Origin of the sequence: Sphaerochaeta sp. (genome assembly GCF_050256055.1) — a bacterium.
GTDB lineage: Bacteria > Spirochaetota > Spirochaetia > Sphaerochaetales > Sphaerochaetaceae > Sphaerochaeta.
Genome location: NZ_JBFWIJ010000003.1, coordinates 21,548 through 45,097, shown reverse-complemented (window position 1 = coordinate 45,097; position 23,550 = coordinate 21,548). Strand labels below are relative to the sequence as shown.

Sequence of the window (23,550 nt, the reverse complement as noted above, 5' to 3'; positions counted from 1 at the left end):
CTCAGCTCATCACTTCCGATTGTTTGACTTCATTCCACAAAGCATCCATCGCTTCGAGATTGTCTGCACCAAGATTGATATTGCGTTGCTTTGCCAGACGGTGCAGGGCGTTGAAACGCATTCTCATCTTCTGATTGGAGCGGTGCAGAGCGACCGATGGGTTGTAGCCCAAAAACCGGGCGAGGTTTACCACGGCGAAGAGCAAATCCCCCAATTCCATCTCTACATCCTCGTTTCGATCTTCTGGATGCTGTTGTGCGTGCATTACTTCATCAAGCTCTTCCTTTACTTTGGTGAAAACGCCTTCGACTTCGGGCCAATCGAATCCGACTTTGCGTATTTTCTTTTGAATCTCATTGGCCATCTCCAGAGGAGGCAGGGAGGAGGGAACCCTGCTGAAGAAATCATCCTGGTGGGAAGTCTTTCCTTCAATCTCGACCTTGATGGTGTTCCACAGATTGATGACTTGGTCGCTGGTTTCCACACGATGGGACCCGAACACATGAGGATGCCTGCGAACCAGTTTTTCACATACCTCATTCAAGGAATCGATGGCGGCGTTCGATTGGGATTCCTCATGCATTTCCACCAGCATCATGGCATTAAGCAGGACATCGCCGAGTTCTTCCCTCTGACCGGCTTCGTCCGCTTCCAAGACTGCATCGATGTATTCATAGGTCTCATCGAGGAGGTTGGTGGCAACACTCTTGTTTGTTTGTTCCCTGTCCCAGGGGCAACCATTTTCGCTGCGCAGCAATGATACCAGCGTAAACAGCTGCATCAATGCTTCCTCCAGCGTTGTTTTCGGTTCAAAGGTGAAATCGATCATACGAACAGTATACCGGAAGCAGAGAATCTTGAGAACCAGTGAAGAAGGTGCTTGACATGGTATGTATACTGTATATACTGTATATTAACAGATGGGAGGGGGCTTGTGGATATCATTCTATCCAATGCATCAGATGAACCGATTTATGTGCAAATAACCGAGCAATTACGTGCACAAATCATTTCCGGTCTCCTAAAGGAAGGGGAATTACTTCCTTCCATCCGCTCGCTGGCCAAGGAACTGCGTATCAGTGTGATTACGACCAAACGGGCTTACGATGAACTGGAACGGGAAGGATACATCCAAACCGTTGCAGCAAAAGGCAGTTACGTCGCCGTACGGAATCGTGAACAAATCAGGGAGGCGTACCTGAAAAAAATCGAGGAGCATATGCGTTCGGTTGCATTGCTTGCCGGATTTGTCGGGCTCAGCGATGAGGAGCTTGGCATGATGTATCAATTGATCAAGGGAGGAAACACCTGATATGGAGTATGCAATCGCCTGTTCCCAATTGGTGAAACAGTATGGCCGGTTTTCTTTGGAGCTTTCTGATTTTCACGTGCAGAAGGGAACGGTGCATGGATTGGTCGGAGCGAATGGTTCGGGTAAAACGACCACTTTGAAGTTGTTGCTTGGTCTGTTACGCAAGGATGGTGGGGATTGCGTCGTGTTGGGAAGTGAAAACATAGGATCGGAAAACAGGCTCCGCGAGCAAATCGGTTTTATGATTGAGGAAGCCTCGGTTCCCAGTCTGCTCAACCCGAAGCAACTCGGACGTGTCCTGTCCCATTGTTATTCAGGATGGGATGCGGTGCAATTCGGAAACCTGTTGGACGCATTTCATCTAGATGCTGATAAACCTTACCACAAGTGTTCACGTGGAATGAAAGTGAAGATCCAATTGGCGATTGCCTTGAGTCATCAAGCTTCTTTGTTGATACTGGATGAACCTACCAGTGGTCTGGATCCGTTGGCCCGTGATGAGATCGTGACCATGCTTTCCGAGTACAGCCGCCGATCTGATCGGACCATTCTGATCAGCAGTCATATTACCAGTGATCTGGAGAAACTGTGTGATTACGTTACGTTCCTGGAGATGGGGAAAATCAGGTTCACCCAGGAAAAGGATACGCTTCTTGATGAGTATCGATTGGTACAGACAACCCATGCACGACTCGCCGATTTCGACCGGTCGGCAATCCTGGGGAAACGGGAAAATGCATTCAATGTTGAACTACTGATGCAACGCAAACACATCCCTGATTTCGCCCAATCACAGAGATGTACGCTTGAGGATGTGATCATCCTGCTTTCGAAGGGAGGAGACTGGACATGAGAGGTTTGCTGTTGAAGGATTGGTATGTGTTGAAACGGCGTGCCTCATTCATGCCGTTCTTGGTTCTTCTGTTTTCCTTGGTTGCCGTATTGCAGAAGAATATGTTGTTCTTCATCATGAGCACCCTGATGGTGTTGCTCTTATCGCTCACCACCTTGGCCTATGACCAAACAGATGGATGGGAAGCGTATGTGATGGGATTGCCTCTCAGCCGTGATACAGTCGTTGGAAGCAAATACCTGGTCTCCTTGCTCTCCATCCTGTTTTCGGTTGTCCTGACAGCCGTCTTATCCCTGATCGTCAACCGGAGTGCATACAAAGACCTGCTGTTCTTTCTTGGGATTCAGATTACCTTCGGGTGCATGTTCCTCTCGATCAATCTTCCATTGATCTTCAAGCTTGGATTTGAGAAAAGCCGTATATGGTACATCAGCTTTACCATGTTGCTTTCGATCCTCAGTACCCTGATCACCAATCTGGGAACAGCAGCGGATGTTTCGAGGTACCTGGGATGGATTCCCTTGCTGGCCTTCTCTGTCGTCTATCCCAGCTACCGATGGGCGACACATATCATGAAATGCAAGGAATTTGATGAATCCTGAAGAAATCTACTCTAGCATCAATCCTGCTTTCTGTGATACTACTGCTATAACCTGTGTTTTTGGGGGTGACTATGTGCGGAATCGTGGGGTATATCGGAAACAAGGAAGCTTCACCAATACTGCTGGATGCGCTGAGGAAATTGGAGTATCGAGGGTATGATTCCGCTGGGATTGCCGTTATTACGGAAGATAAAAAGCTCAATGTCAGGAAAATCAAAGGGAGATTGTCCAATCTTGAGCTCTTGGTGCAACAGAACCCTGTTGTCGGTACCTGCGGCATCGGACATACCCGATGGGCGACCCACGGTGAACCTTCCGATCTGAACAGTCACCCGCATACCGATGTCTCCCAAACCATCGCAGTCGTGCATAACGGCATCATTGAGAACCATGCACAGCTGCGTACTTGGTTGGAACGCCATCAGGTATCCTTTGCCAGCCAGACTGACAGCGAGGTAATCGCGCATCTGATTGATTTTCACTACAATGGCGACTTGTTGCTTGCCGTACGGGAAACCGTGAAACGATTGGATGGTTCCTATGCGATAGCAGTTGCCTGCAGCGAACATCCTGATCTCTTGGTGGTGGCAAGAAAAGACAGTCCCCTGGTCATCGGTCGCAGTGAGGATGCAACACTCCTTGCAAGCGATGTGCCGCCATTGCTCAGCCATACCAGACAGGTCCAATATCTCGAGGACTTGGAAGTGGCCACGTTGACCTGTGATGAGGTGCATATCTACACACTCGATGGCGATGAAGTAAAGCGTGAAATCCAGACGATCGAATGGGATATGGAAGCTGCTGAGAAGTGTGGGTTCGAACACTTCATGCTCAAGGAGATCTGCGAGCAACCCAAAGCGTTGCGGGATACGCTTCGTTCTCGCCTGAAGGACGGGAATGTTTCCTTTCCAACTCAGGTGGAAACTTTGCTCAAAGGCGCCAGTCATTTGCTCATCACCGGATGCGGAACCGCCTACCATGCAGGCATGGTGGCCAGTTATGTGATCGAACAGGTAGCCGGTGTTCCGGTCGAGGTTACGGTCGCCAGCGAGCTACGTTACCGGGTGCATATCCGAAAAGAGGGAGAAGTTTGCATTCTGATCAGCCAAAGTGGAGAGACCGCCGATACCATCGCCGCACTGCGGATGCTCAAGGAACGGGGAATTCCGACGATCGCCATAACCAATGTCGTGGGGTGTACGATCAGCCGGGAAGCCGATTGGGTACTCTATACCCAGGCAGGTCCGGAAATCGCTGTGGCTTCAACGAAAGCGTTTTCCACCCAATTGCTCAGCCTGTTCGCCATCGCAACGTTGCTGGCAAAGCAAGAGAATACCGCATTGCTTGATGCACTCATGAATCTCCCGAACATGGCACAGCTTCTTATCGATCGTCAGGAAGATATCCAACGGTTCGCAGCAAGTCAGTTCAACAAAACGAAAGTCTTCTTCATGGGGCGCCTGGTCGATTTTGCGATCAGTTTGGAAAGTGCACTGAAGTTGAAGGAGATCAGCTACACACACAGTGAAGCGTTCGCAGCCGGAGAGCTCAAGCACGGGCCGATTGCCTTGGTTGACACGTCGACCTTGGTGGTCGCCATCTGCACGCAGCCGTCGCTGTATGCTAAGATGGATTCCAACATCAAAGAAGTAAAAGCGCGTGGAGCTACGGCGTTGGTGATTACGTTTGAAACTGTGCATAACTTTGATGAGTGCGCTGATGTGATTTTCCGGATTCCTCAAACACATCCTTTGTTCAGCCCGATTCTCAGCGTGATGGTAAGCCAACTCTATGCATATTATTGCTCGGTACTCAAAGGTAACGATCCTGACAAACCAAGGAATCTTGCCAAGTCAGTGACGGTCGAATAAGAATTGCGAGAAGGAAAATATGGCAAAATTTCTATACGTTTGGGTTTCTAGTTAACAGAATATATATTATACACATTATAGGATTTCTTAGAATCAGTTTTACTGAGAGGGTATGTACAATACCCTGTTGAACGAATCAGGTCAGTTCGATGTATCCGAGATGTGCCAATTGTGTCCAATAGATATTGGAAAAACTTCCTTCGGTGATTGACATGGCGGCAAACACATGGAGATATAAGGTTTTCGAAGTTTCGCTGACTTGATAATCCGGATATGAATCGGGGTTAGCAATGATGGTGCTGGCCTGCAGAGGGAAAGACGTTCCGTTATACCGACGTAACTCACCTGTTCCATTCATTGAATACGAGCCGTTCTTTACAGAGAGATTGAGAATTCGAAGTGAGGAATCCGAGGAATCTGCAGCTCGCTGCAGTTTGAAGGAAATATCAACACTGGTAGGATTGTCTGCCAAGAGTACATATCCTGGGGCACGGAATTTGGTCCCCGTACTATCAGAAAACTGATATACATGATTGCTTGTAGATTCAAGAACTAGATCGTTTGTTACGGCGATGCCATTGTTGTTACGGATATATTGTGAGCTGAAGGCAGTTGATATGGAGGATGGTGTATTTGCAGAATCCGTCACAGTGTAACACAACAGTAATCCAGGGCCGCCACCTACCGTGATCAAGGACAAATTTTCTGCGTAATTACTTATAGCATAGGATCCAGAGACTGAATCGATGGAATCGGAACCTGCTGTAACTGCACTAATCACATAAAAATACGTAGCAATCCCACATCCAGTCAAAAGCAATAGGGTTGCTAAAAAAAAGACAGATGCCTTGTGAAGAAGTTTTTGATTCATCTTCATAGCATCTGTCTCCTTTGAACGGTGGATTTTACCTCACCACCCTACCCTGTTTTCTTACAGGAATGCAAGCTTGTCTTTGGCAAGCTTGGAGAATTCACTGCTCGGGAATTGGTCGGCCAACTGCTGGAACGTTGCCTTGGCAAGTTCAGCGTTTCCACTCTTTTCCTGCAATCTGGCTTGACCAAAGAGAGCTTTCGGGGCTTCGGCTGCGGTCAACCCAAATTCGTCAATGACCTTTGTGTAGTATTCAAGGGCAAGCGAATCATTGCCCAACTCTTCTGCACTCACTGCAGCATTGGTCAGGGAAAGGGAACCAAGATACGAACCGTTGGCATCAGAATAGACGGAAAGGAACGAATCCATTGCCTTCTGATAATCCTTTTTCTCAAAGGACACCATACCCAACAGGTATTCTGCCTTGAGATTGGGATATTTCTTTCCCTTCGCCGCCAAGTCATTCAAGTTCTTGACCAGCTCATCATACTTTGCCTGATACCCTTCGGCATCAGTTCCCATAGCCTGAAGATCGGAATAGGATTTTCCAAGCTGATCGACGGTGTCGAATTCCTTCAACAAATTCTTGTGATTCACTGAAGCAATTATGCCCACGGTGACCAGTACTACGACCAGAACAGCCGCTGCAATGATCAGGGCCTTCTTGTGCTTTGCAAGAAAACCATTCAAAGTCCCTTCAATCCGTTCCGTCAAGCTTGTATCAACGATATCCTTATTATTACTCATGGCACATCATCTCCGTTATCAAGAAATACAACACAGGCGGCAGTGCGCCGCCTGGTTGGGTGGAACACAACAATCGTTGTCTTCCTTACTCCTTGTCCTCATCCTTGTAACGCATCATATCTGCCAGGGAGAAGGTATCGCTGTCATCATCATCCTCATGGATGTACTTGGCAATTTCCGACTGCTGGGAACGCTTCACCATTTCCTTGATGGAGAGGGAAAGCTTCTGAGTGGTCGGGTTGCACTCGACAACCATAGCGGTAATCGGGTCGCCGACGTTGAACTTCTTGAGCACCTCATCGGTATATTCCTCATCCGGTCCAACCAGATTATACTTGCTGATCAAGCCTTCGATATCGCCCATGACCTTTACGAATACTCCGAAATCAGTGACATTGGTGACTACACCACTGATCGTGCTGAACTTCGGATAATCATGGCGGAGCGTCTGCCAAGGATTGCCCTCAAGCTGCTTCACACCAAGGCGGATACGGCGATTGTCCGGTTCTACACGGATGACCACTACGTCGATCACATCACCTTCTGCACAGAAGGAAGCCATATTCTTGACCTTCTTCGTCCAGGAGATGTCATCAATGTGCAGGAACCCATCGATGCCCTCTTCAAGATTGACGAAGGCACCACTGTTGGTGATCTTCACAACCGGTTTGGAAAGAGTCATTCCGACAGGATAGCGCTCGACGATGGTATCCCAAGGATTTTCCTCGAGTTGCTTCAGTCCGAGGGAAACACGCTTCTTGTCCAAGTCATAGCCAAGAATCTTTGCTTCCACGACATCACCGACATCCAGCACTTCCTTCGGATTGTTGATCCGCTTCGTCCAGGACAGTTCGGAAATATGTGCCAATCCCTCGATGCCGGGTTCAATCTCGATGAAAGCGCCGAAGGTGGTAATCTTGGTTACCGGAGCCTTGACAGCGTCGCCGACATTGTATTTCTGCTCGAAGGTCGTCCAAGGATCTTCCTGCATATGCTTCAGAGACAGGTTGATCTTCTGGGTTTCCGGATCGATATTGATGAGTCTGAGCTGTACAACCTGTCCCTTCTTCACAAAGTCCTTGGGACGGGTGACATGGCCCCAGCTCATGTCATTGATATGCAAAAGTCCGTCGAATCCACCGAGGTCAATGAATGCGCCGAAGGAAGTAAAGGACTTCACTACACCTTCAACAACATCACCGATATGTACGGTAGAGAAGAACTTCTCTTTATTTTCTTTGATTTTCTGGTCAAGGTATTCACGTCTGTTGACCACACTCTTCAGTTTCGTACCGCCGTGGAATTTGTCGATGATGAAGTAATCAGTCACTCCGATCAACGTTTCGGGTTCCTCGACACGAACGACATCGGCCTTGGACAGAGGACAGAATCCTTTGTATTCACCACCGAGATCGATCTCGAAACCGCCCTTGATTACTTTCTCGAATTTGCCCAATACAGGAGATCTGCTTTCAGAGGCAGCCTTCAGTTCATCGGTGCGTTCCTTGAAGTCGGCTCGCTTCTTGGAAACGACGATCTGACCGCCCTTCCCTTCCTTGTTGATGATGACGACTTTAACTTCTTCACCAATCTCAGGAATCGTTGCGAATTCATCACGAGAGATGCGACCCTCGCTCTTGTACCCGACATCCACGAATACATACTCGTTGTTTACCTGGACAACAGTACCGGCCACGAGCTGACCGTCTTCGATTCCATCAAGAGATTTAAGATACTCCTCCTGCAGCATATCCTGCATTTTGGTCTTCTTTTCTTCCATTTCTTGTTCTTCAGCCACTTGATTTCTCCTGATCCTAAATTTACCTATTTACTTCGCCCTTAAGCGCAAAAATAGCAGATAACACTTTCTCACAAACTTGCTCCATAGTCAAGTATGAGGTATCGACATAGAGGGCGTCACGAGCCACCTGCAACGCTCCTACAGCCTTGTTTCGATCAATTGCATCACGTTCCTTGATTTGTCTCAGAACCGTTTCATAATCCTGGTTCTCAGGATGCTGCTTGAACCGACGCTGGGCCCGTACCTCGGGTTCAGCATCGAAATAGCACTTCAAATCAGCATCGGGAAACACCACCGTGGTGATGTCCCTTCCTTCAACGATGACATCCATATTCTCGGCGATTCTGCGCAACTGAACGTTGACGTATTCACGAAGCGGTACATACGTGGAAACCTGAGCAACCACGGAATCAACCTGCGCGGTATGTAGTTTGTCCTCTACCTCGAGGCCGTCAATACAAATACGTCCATCAAAAACCGTCAACTCATGCGACTGGGCGGTCCTGAGCACAGAAGGAAAGTCCATGGGGTCAAGATGAGCCTGAAGCTGGAGATAGGTGTATGCACGATAAAAGGAACCTGAGTTCAGATAATAGAAATTACAGGTTTGTGCAATCAATTTGGCAATTGAACTTTTTCCGACCCCGGCAGGTCCATCGATGGCTACTACCATGAGGACTTTCTCCCTTTCTTCACCGGCTCCGTCTCACCTTTGAGCATCGCTTCAATCTCGGAAGAAGCGACTGGTCTGAATTGGCCGGGTTGAAGATCCCCCAGTTCAATGCAGCCGATACGCATTCGCACCAATTGCTTCACATCATACCCAAAATAGCTGAAGATTTTTCGGATTTCGCGATTCTTCCCCTCGGTCAGAATGATCCGAACCCATTTTCGGTTGATGATCTCGAACCGTTTGATCCGGTATGGCTGGGAAATATCGATGTATATGCCCTTCAATGCCGCTTCCAGATCCTCACGGTGTACTTCGGTAGAGCAACTGACCAAATATTCTTTCTCAATCTGTTCGGAAGGATGCATGATCTTCTGTGCTACTTTTCCATCATTCGTATAGAGGATGAGCCCGCTCGATTCCTTGTCCAACCGGCCGATGTGGAATAAAAGATTCTTGTCTGCGATATCAATCAATTCACGCGCATAAAGCTTTTCGTTGGGATCATAGTTGGTACACACATATCCACGGGGTTTATACAATGCATAATAATAAGTCTTGTCACTTGGTTCGACCAATTGGTCATCGACCATGACCACATCCTCTTCATTGACCTTGGTCCCCAATTCGGTGACCCGTTTCATGTTTACGGTAACTCTTCCCGCGCTTATCAGTGTTTCACAGTAGCGACGGGAACCGCAACCACTTTTTGCCATATAGGCTTGCAGACGAATCGGGTATTCTAGTTTCATGTTTCTTCATTCTCCTGTGTGGTATCCGCTTCGAACCGCTGTCGGTCAATATCAGAAAGCTTGGGCAATGCGCTGATGCTGCTCAAATTGAATTCAAAGAGGAATTTTCGCGACGTTCCATACAGACAAGGATGGCCGGGAACGTCCTTGCGGCCAACCACTTTGATATATTCCCGTTCCCTTAGCAACCTGATGATGGTATCACTGGCAACCCCACGGATATTGTCGATTTCCCTGCGAGTGATCGGTTGGCTGTAGGCAACGATGGAAAGCGTCTCAAGAGCAGCCCTGGAGAGGCGCCTGTCGACCCGTTTCCCGTAACAGGAGCGAAGTCTGTCATGCAAGTCAGAGGATGGGAGAAATTGGTAGGCGCCTTGGCTCTCGACCAGATCAAGGCCGTGCAAAGCAAGTTCATATTGCTGTTTCAGCTCCAGAAGGGAATCTTTGATTCTCTCTTCCGGTATGTTGGTCATCTTCAACAATTTTTCCAGACTGACAGGTTCATTCTCCAAAAAAAGAATGACTTCCACCAACCGGGCCTCTGTACTCAAGAGGGGGCTTTGCAGCGCAGCACTCTTGCCCGCCTGCCTCTTCTTATCCACTCATGCGCTCCTATTCATCATCATCGAGGAGGATTTGTTCAACCTCGCTTTCTTCATCATACTGAAAAACTCGACCGTCGTCAGTAGTTGTGAGCCCGGTTTCTGCATCTTGGGGAAAATCTTGTTCAAAAAGAGTCTGTTCTTCATCCTCACTGATCGCTTCCGGTGCCAGGAACGTGTATGCTTCATCCTCCGGTTCATCATACATCTGGCTGAAATCCTCATTGAAAGCTTCAGTACGCCTGCGAAGCAGGATGGGGCCAAACGGTTCAGTCTGTACGAGCGTAATCATATGAAGCTTGCATGCATCGAGGATCGCCATAAAGGAACAGATGATATGCAACGTCTGGTCGAGATGGATGATCAGATCCTCAATGGTGATGTAATCCCTGCTTTCAAACAGTTCCTGCATCAAGGCTATTTTTTCATTCACCGTTACCGATTCGTACACATTGAAAACCTTGTTGGGGGTAATGGTGGTCATCAGGCGGGTGAACGTGGTCAACAAATCCTGTAGACTGACCTCGGCGAACAATTCCTCGTCACCGAAGGGAAGCCGAAACTGGGAACTCTTCCTGCTGATGAACAATTCGGAAGAAGTGGAAGTGTTGGTAAGCAATTCCGTATATTTTCGAAATTTCTGGTATTCGAGCAACCGTTCGACCAACTCTTGGCGTGGGTCCTGGTATTCCTCGTCAAACTCAAGATCAACAGGAAGGAGCATTCTGCTTTTGATATAGAGAAGATCTGCAGCCATTTTGTAAAACTGGGCGAGATCCGCAAGTTCCGAATGCTCTGCCTGTCGCAGATACAACAGAAACTGCTCCGTGATCTCACTGATGGGAATATCATAGATGTTGATTTCCGATTTTTGGATCAGATACAGCAACAAATCCAAGGGACCGTCGAAAATAGGGGTATGGAAAGTTCTTCCATCGATCTGACTCTGCTGTTCCGTATCTCTTGCTTGCACGTACCACCCCTACTCCAAGAGTATAGCTTTCCCGGCCCATCATGACAAGAAAGCGGGCGAACCGCCCGCTTTCTGTTTCTAAACTCTCAACAAGTCATTCTTCTGCTACCGCCGAAGCTGGTTCTTGTTTGCTCTTTTTGGGAAACATCACTTCCCGAAGTCGATGATCAAGATCGACGACTATGTCCGGATTGTCCTTGAGGAAGTCCAGAGTCTTGTCCCTGCCCTGACCGATTTTCTCGCCGTTGTAGGAATACCAGGAACCGCTCTTTTCCAACATTTCATATTTCAGCGCAGCGTCCAGAACACTGCCGATATAGCTGATGCCTTCACCGAACAGTAAATCGAGCTCTACTTTCTTAAACGGAGGAGACACCTTGTTTTTCACAATCTTGATCCTGATCCGGTTGCCGATGATGTCATCCGCCCCTTTGCTTAGGGATTCGATCTTACGGACCTCAATGCGCACTGATGCATAGAATTTCAATGCATTTCCACCGGTGGTGGTTTCCGGATTACCGAACATAACACCGATTTTCATACGGATCTGATTGATGAAAATGATGGTGGTGTTGCTTTTCGACAGTAACCCGGTCAATTTGCGCAGTGCTTGGCTCATCAGACGCGCCTGCAACCCCATATGACTGTCACCCATGTCCCCGTCTATCTCAGCCTGAGGAGTCAATGCAGCAACCGAGTCCACCACGATGATGTCGACAGCTCCGCTTCGTACCAATGACTCAGCTATTTCCAGAGCCTGTTCTCCACTATCAGGTTGGCTGATCCACAGTTCATCAATGTTGACACCGAGTTTCTTTGCATACCCTGGATCCATGGCATGTTCTGCATCAATGAATGCCGCAATGCCGCCTGCTTTCTGGCTTTCTGCAATGGCATGCAATGCCAAGGTGGTCTTGCCGCTGCTTTCCGGCCCGTAAATCTCGATGACTCTGCCCCGAGGATATCCTCCAATGCCAAGAGCTTCATCCAACAACAAGGAGCCGGAAGGAATATAGCCGATGTCCATCGATTCCTCACTGTCCCCGAGTTTCATCAAGGATCCCTTTCCGAATTGCTTGTCGATCTGAATGCGGGCGGCTTCCAATGCTTCCCGCTTCTGGGTAAGGTCGGTAGGGAACGTCGTATCTTTGTTCTTTGCCATAATGTGCTCCTTGGCTGTATGTGCTTATCCTCTCAAGAGGCTGGCGGGCCCTCTTTGCTTCATCATCTCATGCTTCCAAAATAAAGGTTGCCGGACCATCATTGGTATACGTTACTTCCATATGTGCTCCGAAACTGCCGCTGGCAACCTCAAAGCCCATTGCCTGAAAGCGACCCAAAGCAGCCTCATACAATCGTTGGGCTTCCTTTGGATCGGCTGCGTCATCGTACGAAGGACGATTCCCCTTGCCAAGATTCGCAAGGAGCGTGAATTGACTGACCACCAAAAGCGAACCTGCCACTTGGGCAAGACTTTTGTTCATCTTACCCTCATCATCACTGAACACCCTGAGTTTCGCAATCTTCTCGCACAACCAGGAAAGCTGCTGTTCGGTATCAGCCTTTGCAATTCCCAGATAGACCAAGAGTCCTGCTTTGATGGAGCCGACCACCTGCCCTTCTACTACTACTTTGGCATTGCGTACCCGCTGGAGGACTGCTTTCATACCGAATGCCGGCCTTTCATGCGCAGGACGAATTCCCTTCGGTCGGGTGCATTGAAGAATGCGCTTCCACAAACCGCAACATCGGCATGATGTGCAATGACTGTAGATACGGTGGACAAATTGACTCCCCCATCCACACTGATCAAATAAGAGAGGTGTTCCATCTCTCGCAATACAGAAAGTTCTTTTACTTTTGCGAGGGTTGATGGGATGAGGCTCTGTCCGCCGAATCCGGGGTTGACCGTCATGACCAATACAAGGTCAACCATATCGAGAACCGGAAGAATGGCGCTTACCGGCGTGGAGGGAATCAAGGAAATGCCGGCCTTGCATCCACTGTCCTTGATCAACTGCAAGGTACGGTGCAGATGTACCGTGGCTTCCCCATGCACCGTAAGATAATTGCTTCCGCTTTGAGCGAATTCCTCAATGAAACGCTCAGGCTTCTCCACCATGAGATGGGTGTCAAAGACCAGCGGGCTATGGGCTCTCAAGTCGGTTATGAATTTCGGCCCGAATGTAATATTCGGTACAAACATGCCATCCATGACATCAAGGTGCACCCAATCGGCACCACTGGTCTGAATCGTACGAACCTCCTCGGCGACCTTGGAAAAGTCTGAGGACAACATGCTCGGCGCAATGATCAAAGAAGATGTTTCCATGTCTTTGTTATAGCAGGTAGCAGGAGGTTTTGCAACGTCAAAACCGCTCAGAATACTATATATGTGTTAATATGTTTTGGCGGGTTTCGGAAAATCAATTGCTCGTTTTCCCAATTCGTGATATAGTAGAGAAAACTGAATGAAACGACAAACCCGAGCAGACTTTGACCCGGTCTGCCCGGTTTCTTTTACGTCTGAGAATTATGACAAATATGTGTGGAGGAAGCCATGGGATTCCAGGAGATCGAGAACTTACTGAAAGAAGAGCAATGGACACGGACAACGGTAAATACCTATACGGTCAATAGCTTTCAGGCTCTTGATGTTCATCTTCAGCAGATGGACGAAGAGCAGAAGACCGAGGCAAAAAGCCTGTGTGACAAGCATCTCGCCGAGCGCGAGCGCAACAGTATCATTGCAATGTATATCAGCGGTTCCATCCAGTTGGAACGCAAAGGAGCTGACGATTATCTGCAACTGCTCAACTTGATCGAGATGTTCATGGAAAACAAGAAATGGAACGTCGCAGAGTTGCTTTGCCAGAAAGTCCTTGCACGCAATGAAAACAAGCATGCGCTCAGATTGCTCTCCGAAATCTATGAACAAACTGGCCGTGAGGATGAGAAATACCAATTGTGGGAACGATTGGTGAAAGTCGACTACGATGAAGTTGAAATCGTCAGGCAACTTGGTCTGTATTCCAGCCAGAAAGGGAACAAGGAAAAGGCAATTGCCTATTATAAAAAGGCGATCCATCGCTTGATCAAACGCAAGGATGTATCTCCCATTCGGTCACTGTTTTCCGCCCTGCTCGAGCTGGAAGGGGAAAACTTCGGATACTTCATGTCGGTCGCAGACCAAACATCGGCAGTCAGCAAAAGTACGGCTGTTGCATTGTTGCGTGATCTTGAGAGTGCAAGCAAGGATGACATCGATCGTCAGATTGAATGCCAGAAAAAGATGCTCAGTCTTGATCGTGAGGATACTTTTGCCCGCGAGAACCTGATCAGAAGCTACAAATTGAAATACAAAGGACATTCCCGGTTGCGCAACTGCCTTGAAGCCAGTGCGCTTACCAGCAACATCAGTCGCGACATCCTGCACAGCATCGAGGATTTTGAGACAAACATCGCGTTTGACAAAGGTACCTTCGTATTCCAAAACAGCACCAATAGAATCGGGCGCATCCGGTCAATTGATGAGAATGATGTCATCGTTGATTTTGCCGGCCAAGCGTCCAGGGAAGGTGCACGGCTTTCCACTTCCATGGCTTTCAAAAGTCTGCAGGCACTTCCCAAGAGTCATATCTGGGTGCTCAAGAGTGCATTGCCCAGGGAGAAGCTGAACAAGAAGGTATTGGAGGACATTCCATGGACTCTCAATACCTTGATGAGCAGCAACGGGGGAAAGATCAGCCTGAAGGAAATGAAGAATGAATTGGTTCCCTCGATCCTTGAAGCCAAGGAATGGACTCCCTGGCTCAATCAGGCGAAGAAGGAGTTGATGACCAATCCGTTGTTCGACCTCTCCTCCAATGATGTGGATACCTATTTGTTGCGTGCAACACCCGTAAGTTATGAGGAGAAGCAGCTTTCTGTTTTCAGAAGTGAGAAGGACTTCTATGACAAGATCAGGAGCCTGAAGGATTTCTTTAGTGCAAAGGGTGATGTGGAAAGTGATTACTTCTTTGAGATGGTAAAATTCTTCAGTGATATGTTCTTTGAGGAAAACGGAACATCCAGGCCAATCGTGGTAGCGAACGACACCATCATCAGTTCCTTCCTGCTTTTGGAGGAATTGGTGAAGCGTCAAAACATGAATTTCATCAAGCAACCGGAGAATGTGACGTTTGCAATGCTGTATGGCAGACTTGAGGATCCTGAGACTTGTTTCGCCTCCATAAAGGATGCTGAACTCAAGAAAGGCTTCATCGACCATGTGGTGGATGAATTGGAGGACTGGCAGAAGATTTTGATCAGTCTCTTCCCCTACTACCTTACCAGCTACATTCCCGAGATTTTCCGCCAGAACAAGAAGAACAATGAGTTTGTGAAGGTTTACAAGGATGCCGTGGAAAACTTCAAGGAACGCGGGAATACCTTGATTTACCTTCTCAAGAACGGAGATGCCAAACTCTGGGCCAAAAGCGGGATCAGTAATGAGCAGCTGTTGTTCACTGAGTTGCAATTGCTTGATTACACAAACCGCTGCATCGACAACCGAAAGGATGTACAGGAGAACCGAAAGAACGCAAAGACGTTGATGGGAATTCTGTTTGATGAGAAAGCCGTCCTGAACTATGTGGAGCAAGGCAAGGAAGAGCATGCTCAGAAGATCTACAGTCTGGTTGCCAATGTGTTTGAACTGCCCGGCGGCAGGAAGATTGAGATCAAGCATGCAATCAGTGAACGGTATCCGAGTTTCAGGTTCTTCGATGAGGTGGTGCCCATCGACAAGGAAACGGTGATCCCCACCGGTTTGTTCTGTACCACAGCATCCTTGGAAGCGAAGAAAAAAGAACTCGATCATATCCAGCATGTTGAGTTGCCCGAAGTAGCCAGGGAGATTGGAATGGCCCGTGAGCTCGGAGATCTTCGCGAGAACAGTGAGTACAAATACGGCAAGGAAAAGCAGAATCTCTTGAACAACACCTTGCGCAGGCTTTCCGAGGAGATAGACCGTGCAACGGTCATCACCAAGGATAAGGTTGATGCATCCAAGATTGGATTCGGCGTGACCGCCACCTTGTTTGACCATGTACATGAGAAGGATGTAGTGTATACCATCATGGGACCCTGGGAATCCAACCCGAATGACAACATCATCAATCTCTCCGCTCCGTTCGGTCGTGCTCTGCTCAATCGACAGGTGGGTGAACGCTTTTCCTTCACCTTGAACGAGCAAGTCTATGACTATACCGTGAAGAATTTGGTGGTCTTGGATTTCTAACGCACATATTGCCCCGATTCAGCTGATGGATCGGGGTTTTTCTTGCCTTTTGGCCTGTATATGATAGGATGCAACCATGCTGAACCGTTACCCGATCGATCCGAATCATGTGCTTGAGGAGTATCCCCGTCCACAGATGGTGCGTGCTTCCTATCAATGTCTGAACGGCGTTTGGGACTGTGCCATCTCAGATGATCCTTCCATCCCTTCCTGGTATCCAGCATCCATTGTTGTGCCGTTTTCCGTTGAAACAACCCTGTCTGGGGTGGAGCAAAAACTCGCACCCCACCAAACATTGACCTATCACAGAACGTTCAGCCATGTCCTATCCAATCCCCAAAACAGGGTATTGCTCCATTTTGACGCTGTCGACCATCGGTGCGTCATCTTCCTCAATCACCAGAAAGTCGGGGAACATATCGGAGGATACCTACCCTTCCAATTTGATGTGACTACCGTCATAGAAAATGAAAACGATTTGATTGTCCAGGTTCAGGATCCCTGTGACACCCAGCCGATCATACGGGGCAAACAGAGTGAGAAAAATCATGGCATCTTCTACTCCGGCCAGAGCGGTATCCATCAAACGGTTTGGCTTGAAGAAGTTCCGGATATCTACATCAAGCATTTGGTGATCGAAAGCAAACCCGAACAAAAATGCTGGCAAGTCCGTGTGTTGGCAAATCAAGAGCACGTCCCGGTGACAATACAGTATCTGGATGGAACGCACAGCGTTCATGGATACAGTGAGGAGCTTTTATCCTGCCAAGTACCTGAAGTACATCTGTGGTCTCCCGAAGATCCCCATCTCTATCCATTCACCGTTTGTCTTGGTGAGGATTGCGTTGAGAGTTATGTCGGATTGCGTACCTTCTCGGTGGAACAGGGAAGGCTTTGCCTCAACGGTAAGCCCTATTTTCATCATGGAATCCTCGACCAGGGGTATTGGCCGTTCAGCCTGTATACCCCGCCGACCGACCAAGCCATGATCGATGATCTTCTGTTGGTGAAGAAGCTAGGGTTCAACATGGTGCGCAAACATGGGAAGATCGAGAATTTACGGTGGTATCATCATTGCGACCAGTTAGGACTCTTGGTGTGGCAGGATATGCCAAGTGGGGGAAGAAAACCGATCCAACCGGTTATGAGCGGCCCGTTGTTTCTCCCTTCTTTCTCGATACGCGACCATCATTACGCTTTGCTCGGCAGTCAGGATGCATCCTACCGAAAAGAATTCGAAGATACGCTCGTCGGCATGGTGGATATGTTACGCAACTGCACCTGCATCGCCATGTGGGTTATTTTCAATGAAGGATGGGGACAATTCGATTCGGCGCGCATGCTCAAGCTGATGGAATCTCTCGATCCTTCACGTACCTGCGACCCGGCAAGCGGATGGTATGACCAGGGAATCGGGAAAGTCGCCTCACGTCATGTATATTTCAAGGCATACCGACATACACATGATCCACTCGATCGGGCAATTGTACTTTCGGAATTCGGAGGGTATGTCTATCGGTGCAATGGACACGACGAACAAAAGAAAGTGTTTGGATATGCAACCTACCCGGACAGACAAAGCTTCAACGAAGCGTTCTTTCATCTGTATCAGCAGCAGATACTCCCAGCCAGGAAACAAGGTTTGAGTGCCAGCGTCTACACGCAGTTGACTGATGTGCAGCAGGAACTGAACGGGTTGGTCTCCTACGATCGACTTTCCGTCAAATTGGACGAAATCGTCGCTTTACAGGTCGCCGCTCTTCTTCTCGGGTCTGAGGAGCTGTAGCAGCGGGATATCGGCGATCCGGTAGGAAAGGTAAACCACCAGGCATGCTGACAATCCCAGCAAGGAAAGGATAAGCAAATTTCTCCAATTTGATCCGGAAGCATACCAAAGCAGATCCAAATGGTGATATACCAAGAGCAACAGAAACACCGGAAGATTTGCCAAGCCGATACGAAGCAAACCTTTTGCAAACAGTCCGTCGGTATGCAGGGAATACACATCCCGCAATACAATGAGGAGAATGATCATGCCGATGAGATACGAAATGCCATTGGCCAGGGGGAGCGAACGGATATCCAACCCTGCTTTGAGGAACACCCACATCAGTGCGATATCCAACAGATTCTGAATGGTTGTGACGATGGTCATCAATCGGTATCGATTTGTACTATAACCAAGGCGAAGCAACATGGCATACCATGCACTGATCAGCATGAAGACCAAAAACGGGCGCAACACCAATGCGGTCAATTCGGAATCGAAGGCGGTGTAGTTCCCCGTCTGCAGAACAACATGCACACATTCCCTGCTGAAAAAATACAAAATGATGGTTGAAGGCAGCAACAACGTAGCCAGATGCAACAAGGAGGATCTCGTATGTTCCTTCAGTTCCTCCTTCTTGCCCAAGGCAAAGGAACGACTCATCAAGGGAAGGCTGACGGCGCTGATGGCGTTGAAGAAAATTCCATAGGGAGTCTGGAAGAAAATGGTGGAATTGGTGAATGCCGTTACACTACCCTCTTGCAACGTCGAGGCGAAGAGAAAGCTTATCATTTGGACCAGAATCTGCATTCCCATGCCGAGAGTCACCAAGGACCATGCTTTGACAACCGGCTTGAAATCGGTTCCTGTTGTGTTGAAAGCAGGTTTGATACGATAGCCGTACCTACGGAGCATCACATAGGAATAGGTGCCTTGCAACAACCCGCCTGCCAACGCTGCATAAGCCATGCTCATGGCCCCCAAAGAGTCGGAGAGCGTTAGTACTCCGATGATGACGCACAGCGAGAACAGAAGTGGGGAAAGGTACGCATGCAAAAAATTCTGATGGGCCTGCAGGACACCATTGAAGGTGGCCGACAGACTGATGGTTGCGAGATACACGATGAAAAATGGAAGCAATCTGGCTCCGAGGGCTATCTGTGAGGCATCGAAATCGCTGAGGAACCCAATGATCTGCCTCCCGTATAGATAGGAGACCACTACCAAGGGGATCAGAAGGATCGTCTGATAGGTGACAAGGAGTGAAAACAGGCGCAGCGATCGATCCTTTTCCTCATGGCCCAACAAATTGCTGAAAGCAGGAATGATGGCGGAGTTTACCGCCCCCTCAGCGAAGAGCTTTCTGAAATTGTTGGGTATGTTGAAAGTGAAGTTGATGACATCGGCTGTGGCACCCGCACCGAAAACAGAGCTGAGCACCCTGGCCTTTACGATTCCCAGCAACCGGCTGAGCAACGTACACAGCATCACGATGAGACTGCTTTTCGCTGATCTCCTACTTTCCGTAGAATCGTGCAAGGTAGTCCCTCTTGAAGGATGCAAAACGGTTTTCCTTGATGGCAAGTCGAATTCGTTCCATCAACCGATAGAAATAGGTCAGGTTGTGCTCCGTGGCGAGCATGCCGCCGAGCATCTCTCCGGTTTTCACCATATGGTGCATATATGCGCGGCTGTATTGGGTACAAGCCCTGCAGGAACACCCTTCCTCAATCGGACCATGGTCGAACCTATGTACCGCTTTTTTCAGGGTAACCACCCCATCATCGGTAAAGACAGCCCCATTACGGGCCATGCGGGTGGCAAGCACACAATCGAACATGTCTATCCCGTTCTCAACCGCTTCCAGAATATAATCAGGGCTTCCGATCCCCATCACATACCGAGGTTTCTCTTTGGTGACCAAATCTGCAGTGTATGCAAGAAATTGCCTGAATTGTTCGCTGCTCTCCCCGACGCTGAGACCTCCGATTGCAATACCAGGGAAATCCATCTCATTGAAGTATTCTGCACTTTGCTTACGCAAATCCTCATAAAAATTGCCCTGTACAATTCCAAACAAATTCCCCTTGAATTCGGAACCAAGTGCTGTTCTATGATCGAGGGCACGCTTTGCCCAGGCATGGGTGATGTGCATCGCCTCGGTGGCGGCTCGATGGTTGATCTGTGGAGGGGTGCAGACATCGAGACACATGGCAATGTCAGAACCGATGACTTTCTGGGTATCCACGACGCTTTCAGGAGTGAATACGTGTCGTGAACCATCGATATGGCTTTGGAACGTTACTCCTTTCTCCTCAATCTTTCTGAGACCGGAAAGGCTGAAGACCTGAAATCCTCCGCTGTCAGTAAGCAGATTCCGATTCCAATGGGAAAAGGAATGCAAACCGCCGAATTGGGATAGCACCTCCAGACCGGGACGGAGATACAGATGATAGGTATTGCCGAGTATCAACTGGTAGCCGATGCGTTCGACATCCTCATGGAACATGCCTTTTACGGTTCCATTGGTGCCTACCGGCATGAATACGGGGGTTTGAACCTCACCGTGACCAAGGAAAAGTCTTCCTAATCGTGCCTTGCTGGAGCTGTCTTGATGTTCAACGCGAAATATCGAATTCATAGGTTCCTCTATCGTATGGCAATGCGTTCTGCCAGTGCTATGCATACTATCACAATCATGGGAATTGCCATACCCCATATCGGTCCAATGACTCCTTGTTTGGCCATGATCAAGGTTAGCATCTGCACTACATAGTAGATGACGGCGATGCCGAGGCTGGTGATGATACTCAACAGAAGGATATTTTTCTTGTATTTATAACTGATGGTACATGCTATAAACAGCATGACCAAAGGGTTCAGGCAATCGAGGATACGTTTGGAGAAATCGGTTGCCAAGGCGGGATATCGGTGAGGATCCACGATGGCGATGCGTTTCAGGTACTGTGAAGCGGTTTTGATGTCCATCGTCTTGATATCATTCGAAAGATTTCTGAAATAGGAAGGAGCCAGCGTAAATCGGGGCACGTAATACGTCTCTTCCCCGATTGAGTTCACTTGCATGCTCATTCCGTTTACTTGTTCAATCCGCACGTTTTCCAAACGCCATCGTCCGCTGTCCTCTTCCCAGAAAGCCCAGGAAGCATCAATGCGTTGCTGCAAAGCACCTGTATCATCGGTAAGGACCAACATGACCTGGGCCAATCGTTTGAGTTTGTCATTGTACTGCTTTGCATGGACCACGTACTTGCCCTGCTCATCGGTCAAGGTGATGTTGTTGCTGTCATAAGTGCCGTGCATGCCGAACATTTGGTCTTCAGCGCTGTTTTTGAGTCGGTAGGCAGGAATATACACCTGTTCACTGAAACCAAATTGCGCGAAGGAGAGCAAAAGGCCCACCACCAGAAGCGGAGTTACGAGCCTGCGGTAGGAAAGCCCGCTTCCCAAAAGACAGATGAATTCATTATTTGCCTGCATCTGCGATAGATAGAAGGTTGCAGCGAACAACAAGGAAGGGCCAAGCACGAACAAAACCGCTTCGGGGACACCGAGAACCGTCAGTCTGGCGATTGTAAAAGCATCGACTTTGTTAGTCAAATAGGAATCGAGATGAGAGAACAGATCTACACTCACCAACATCAAGGTACACAAAAGTACGGCGAGCAATGCAATGGAAACAACTGATTTGGCTGCATATCGGTCATAGAGTTTCATAGACGCCTCGTATGCACAAGCAACAACAGCCCTGAGGCGAAAAGTACCAGGTTGGGCGACCAGATGAACCATGCAGGATTCAACGGATAGGTGAAGATTTGCATTTGGGCGAAGAAAAGCAGATACCAATATACGACGGAAGTCAGCATGGAAAGCGCAAACCCCACCAATCTTCCGTGTTTGATGCGGAAAAAGGAAAGCGAAAACGTCAAGAACACCAACATGAAACAAGCCATACTCAGTGCAATCTTTTTCTGCAGTTCCGCTCGATAGTACTGATAATAGAAATTGATGGGTTTCTGTGCATCCAGCAAGGATAATGCTTCCTGCATTTGCGCAATCTGCGCAGTTTCGACTTTTTTACCTGCTCCGGCTTGCAGCTGGGCGTCGGCAATGGATTGCATCAAAGCCTGACGTTTTTCTGTGTAGCGTTCCATTTCCTGGTCAAGGGCTTGTTTCTGGATTGTTATCTGTGCCTGCAGTTCCTTGATCGAAAGCTGTGAAGGAAGAGCCGATGCAAGTGCCGCAACTTGGCCGGAGAAATTGAGAAAGAACGTTGCTTTTTGAGCTTTGGAGAGTGCCCATTGCCCATCCTTTTCGCTGGAAAGAATCAAGGGTTGCTCCAAATCGAGTCGGTAGATGAATGCAGAAAGATCATAGAGGCTCACTTCAGCGGACGGTGCACTCATAATCTGTCCTTGCCTGTTTGAAGCCGTATCGAAGAGGAGTACATCCTGCACATTCGTTCCGCTGACTTGTTTGTTCACCAAAACCTTATCCCCAATGATATTTGTGCTGTTGCTCTGTAATTCAAGTGTAGGAAGATCGCGCATTAAGTGAGTGTACAACTCTCGATATTTCTTGGTGCTCCAAGGCAATGCCTTATCTGCAGTCACGAAGGTCATCAGGGAAAACACAAGGGATAGCAGGATGATGGGCAAAAATACATGCTTGAGTGAGATGCCGCTGCTTCGCAACGCCAACAGTTCATTGTTTCCCGAAAGATCTCCGAGCACCATACTGGAGGCGGTAAGGGAACTGAAAGGAAAGGTATAGAGAAGAAATTGTGGAATGGAAAGCAGTACAAGCTGCAGTACAGAAAGATAATCGACCTGCTTGAGCAATATGCGTTGGGCGATTAAAAGTATCTGATTGATGAAAAAGATGAAAAAGAAAAAAAAGAATGCCACAACGAAGGAGAGCAAGTACTCTCTTGCGATGTGGCGATGTACAAGATGGAATCGGGCATGTGAGGCCAACGTTATACTCCCGTCGAACCAAACCCCCCGTTACCACGCTGCGTAGCGTCCAGCTGAACTGAGGCGACAAAAGAGGCTTGTTCACATCGTGCGATAACCATCTGGGCGATTCGATCACCCTGATGAATAACAACCTTCTCTTTCCCAAGGTTGATCAACAGCACCGCTACTTCACCACGATAATCCGCATCGATCGTTCCGGGGCTGTTGAGTACCGTGATACCGTATTTCGCAGCGAGTCCGCTCCGCGGCCGCACCTGGGCTTCATATCCTTGGGGAAGCTGAATGCTCAGACCGGTAGGAATCTTTGCAAAAGAGCCCGGCTCCAGCGTCACCTCACGCTCAAGACAAGCACACATATCAGAACCGGCTGCAAGGTCCGTTGCATAGGCCGGAAGGATTGCTTCCGGCCTGAGTTTCTGAACCTTGACCGTAATCAGGGAGGAATCCATC

22 protein-coding genes are annotated in these 23,550 nt (G+C 48.5%); 6 read left to right on the top strand and 16 right to left on the bottom strand.

Going from position 1 to position 23,550, the window contains the following annotated elements:
• Position 1: 1 nt before the first annotated feature.
• Positions 2 to 829, bottom strand: a complete 828-nt coding sequence (mazG, locus tag AB7C91_RS01695) for a nucleoside triphosphate pyrophosphohydrolase (protein ID WP_332448441.1) — start codon at positions 827 to 829, stop codon at positions 2 to 4.
• 105 nt (positions 830 to 934) lie between these two features.
• Here mazG and AB7C91_RS01690 point away from each other — a divergent pair, with 105 nt between their 5' ends.
• The 4 genes from AB7C91_RS01690 to glmS all read left to right on the top strand — a co-directional run bounded on the left by AB7C91_RS01690 (position 935) and on the right by glmS (position 4,638).
• On the top strand, positions 935 to 1,312 hold the full coding sequence (locus tag AB7C91_RS01690) for a GntR family transcriptional regulator (RefSeq protein ID WP_332448442.1): 378 nt from the start codon (positions 935 to 937) through the stop codon (positions 1,310 to 1,312).
• A gap of 1 nt (position 1,313) precedes the next feature.
• A complete protein-coding gene (locus tag AB7C91_RS01685; protein ID WP_428588802.1) occupies positions 1,314 to 2,165 on the top strand; it encodes an ATP-binding cassette domain-containing protein in 852 nt (283 codons plus the stop codon).
• Positions 2,162 to 2,767 (top strand): ABC-2 transporter permease, encoded by a 606-nt coding sequence (locus AB7C91_RS01680; protein ID WP_428588799.1) that lies wholly within the window; start codon positions 2,162 to 2,164, stop codon positions 2,765 to 2,767. Before AB7C91_RS01685 ends, AB7C91_RS01680 begins: the two co-directional genes overlap by 4 nt.
• Before the next feature lie 71 nt (positions 2,768 to 2,838).
• Complete coding sequence (glmS, locus tag AB7C91_RS01675; RefSeq protein ID WP_428588796.1) at positions 2,839 to 4,638, top strand: glutamine--fructose-6-phosphate transaminase (isomerizing); 1,800 nt, start codon at positions 2,839 to 2,841, stop codon at positions 4,636 to 4,638.
• Between the two features lie 136 nt (positions 4,639 to 4,774).
• On the opposite strand, the gene AB7C91_RS01670 is transcribed toward glmS, so the two are convergent.
• From AB7C91_RS01670 to rpe, 10 genes are all read right to left on the bottom strand, one after another.
• Entirely contained in the window at positions 4,775 to 5,515 is a 741-nt protein-coding gene (locus AB7C91_RS01670; RefSeq protein WP_428588794.1) for a hypothetical protein, read from the bottom strand.
• Positions 5,516 to 5,569: 54 nt separating this feature from the next.
• Positions 5,570 to 6,256, bottom strand: coding sequence for a tetratricopeptide repeat protein (locus AB7C91_RS01665; protein WP_332448447.1), 687 nt, complete (start codon positions 6,254 to 6,256; stop codon positions 5,570 to 5,572).
• 85 nt (positions 6,257 to 6,341) lie between these two features.
• On the bottom strand, positions 6,342 to 8,054 hold the full coding sequence (locus AB7C91_RS01660; RefSeq protein WP_428588791.1) for a S1 RNA-binding domain-containing protein: 1,713 nt from the start codon (positions 8,052 to 8,054) through the stop codon (positions 6,342 to 6,344).
• A gap of 22 nt (positions 8,055 to 8,076) precedes the next feature.
• The gene (cmk, locus tag AB7C91_RS01655; protein ID WP_428588788.1) at positions 8,077 to 8,730 is read right to left on the bottom strand and encodes a (d)CMP kinase; all 654 of its coding nucleotides are present in this window, start codon (positions 8,728 to 8,730) and stop codon (positions 8,077 to 8,079) included.
• The gene (locus tag AB7C91_RS01650) at positions 8,724 to 9,479 is read right to left on the bottom strand and encodes a pseudouridine synthase (RefSeq protein ID WP_332446916.1); all 756 of its coding nucleotides are present in this window, start codon (positions 9,477 to 9,479) and stop codon (positions 8,724 to 8,726) included. The genes cmk and AB7C91_RS01650 overlap by 7 nt, the downstream gene beginning before the upstream one ends.
• Positions 9,476 to 10,081, bottom strand: a complete 606-nt coding sequence (gene scpB / locus AB7C91_RS01645; protein WP_428588785.1) for an SMC-Scp complex subunit ScpB — start codon at positions 10,079 to 10,081, stop codon at positions 9,476 to 9,478. Before scpB ends, AB7C91_RS01650 begins: the two co-directional genes overlap by 4 nt.
• A 10-nt stretch (positions 10,082 to 10,091) precedes the next feature.
• A complete protein-coding gene (locus AB7C91_RS01640) occupies positions 10,092 to 11,054 on the bottom strand; it encodes a segregation and condensation protein A (RefSeq protein WP_332446918.1) in 963 nt (320 codons plus the stop codon).
• A gap of 94 nt (positions 11,055 to 11,148) precedes the next feature.
• Positions 11,149 to 12,216, bottom strand: coding sequence for a recombinase RecA (gene recA, locus AB7C91_RS01635; RefSeq protein WP_428588781.1), 1,068 nt, complete (start codon positions 12,214 to 12,216; stop codon positions 11,149 to 11,151).
• Positions 12,217 to 12,283: 67 nt separating this feature from the next.
• Positions 12,284 to 12,721: a D-aminoacyl-tRNA deacylase gene (dtd, locus tag AB7C91_RS01630; protein ID WP_332446920.1), complete on the bottom strand. Its 438-nt coding sequence runs from the start codon at positions 12,719 to 12,721 to the stop codon at positions 12,284 to 12,286.
• A complete protein-coding gene (rpe, locus tag AB7C91_RS01625; RefSeq protein WP_332446921.1) occupies positions 12,718 to 13,386 on the bottom strand; it encodes a ribulose-phosphate 3-epimerase in 669 nt (222 codons plus the stop codon). The genes dtd and rpe overlap by 4 nt, the downstream gene beginning before the upstream one ends.
• A gap of 228 nt (positions 13,387 to 13,614) precedes the next feature.
• Between rpe and greA the strand changes: the two genes are divergently transcribed.
• Positions 13,615 to 16,335: a transcription elongation factor GreA gene (greA, locus tag AB7C91_RS01620; protein WP_332446922.1), complete on the top strand. Its 2,721-nt coding sequence runs from the start codon at positions 13,615 to 13,617 to the stop codon at positions 16,333 to 16,335.
• A gap of 76 nt (positions 16,336 to 16,411) precedes the next feature.
• Positions 16,412 to 18,121, top strand: coding sequence for a glycoside hydrolase family 2 protein (locus AB7C91_RS01615; RefSeq protein WP_428588776.1), 1,710 nt, complete (start codon positions 16,412 to 16,414; stop codon positions 18,119 to 18,121).
• Here AB7C91_RS01615 and murJ read toward each other — a convergent pair.
• The 5 genes from murJ to dut form a co-directional block, all read right to left on the bottom strand.
• A complete protein-coding gene (gene murJ, locus AB7C91_RS01610) occupies positions 18,080 to 19,591 on the bottom strand; it encodes a murein biosynthesis integral membrane protein MurJ (protein ID WP_428588927.1) in 1,512 nt (503 codons plus the stop codon). The genes AB7C91_RS01615 and murJ overlap by 42 nt on opposite strands.
• A 28-nt stretch (positions 19,592 to 19,619) precedes the next feature.
• The gene (tgt, locus tag AB7C91_RS01605) at positions 19,620 to 20,744 is read right to left on the bottom strand and encodes a tRNA guanosine(34) transglycosylase Tgt (RefSeq protein ID WP_332446925.1); all 1,125 of its coding nucleotides are present in this window, start codon (positions 20,742 to 20,744) and stop codon (positions 19,620 to 19,622) included.
• Between the two features lie 8 nt (positions 20,745 to 20,752).
• The gene (locus AB7C91_RS01600) at positions 20,753 to 21,838 is read right to left on the bottom strand and encodes an LptF/LptG family permease (RefSeq protein ID WP_428588772.1); all 1,086 of its coding nucleotides are present in this window, start codon (positions 21,836 to 21,838) and stop codon (positions 20,753 to 20,755) included.
• Positions 21,835 to 23,028, bottom strand: a complete 1,194-nt coding sequence (locus AB7C91_RS01595) for an LptF/LptG family permease (RefSeq protein WP_428588769.1) — start codon at positions 23,026 to 23,028, stop codon at positions 21,835 to 21,837. The genes AB7C91_RS01600 and AB7C91_RS01595 overlap by 4 nt, the downstream gene beginning before the upstream one ends.
• A gap of 71 nt (positions 23,029 to 23,099) precedes the next feature.
• A complete protein-coding gene (gene dut, locus AB7C91_RS01590; protein WP_428588766.1) occupies positions 23,100 to 23,549 on the bottom strand; it encodes a dUTP diphosphatase in 450 nt (149 codons plus the stop codon).
• Position 23,550: the final 1 nt, after the last annotated feature.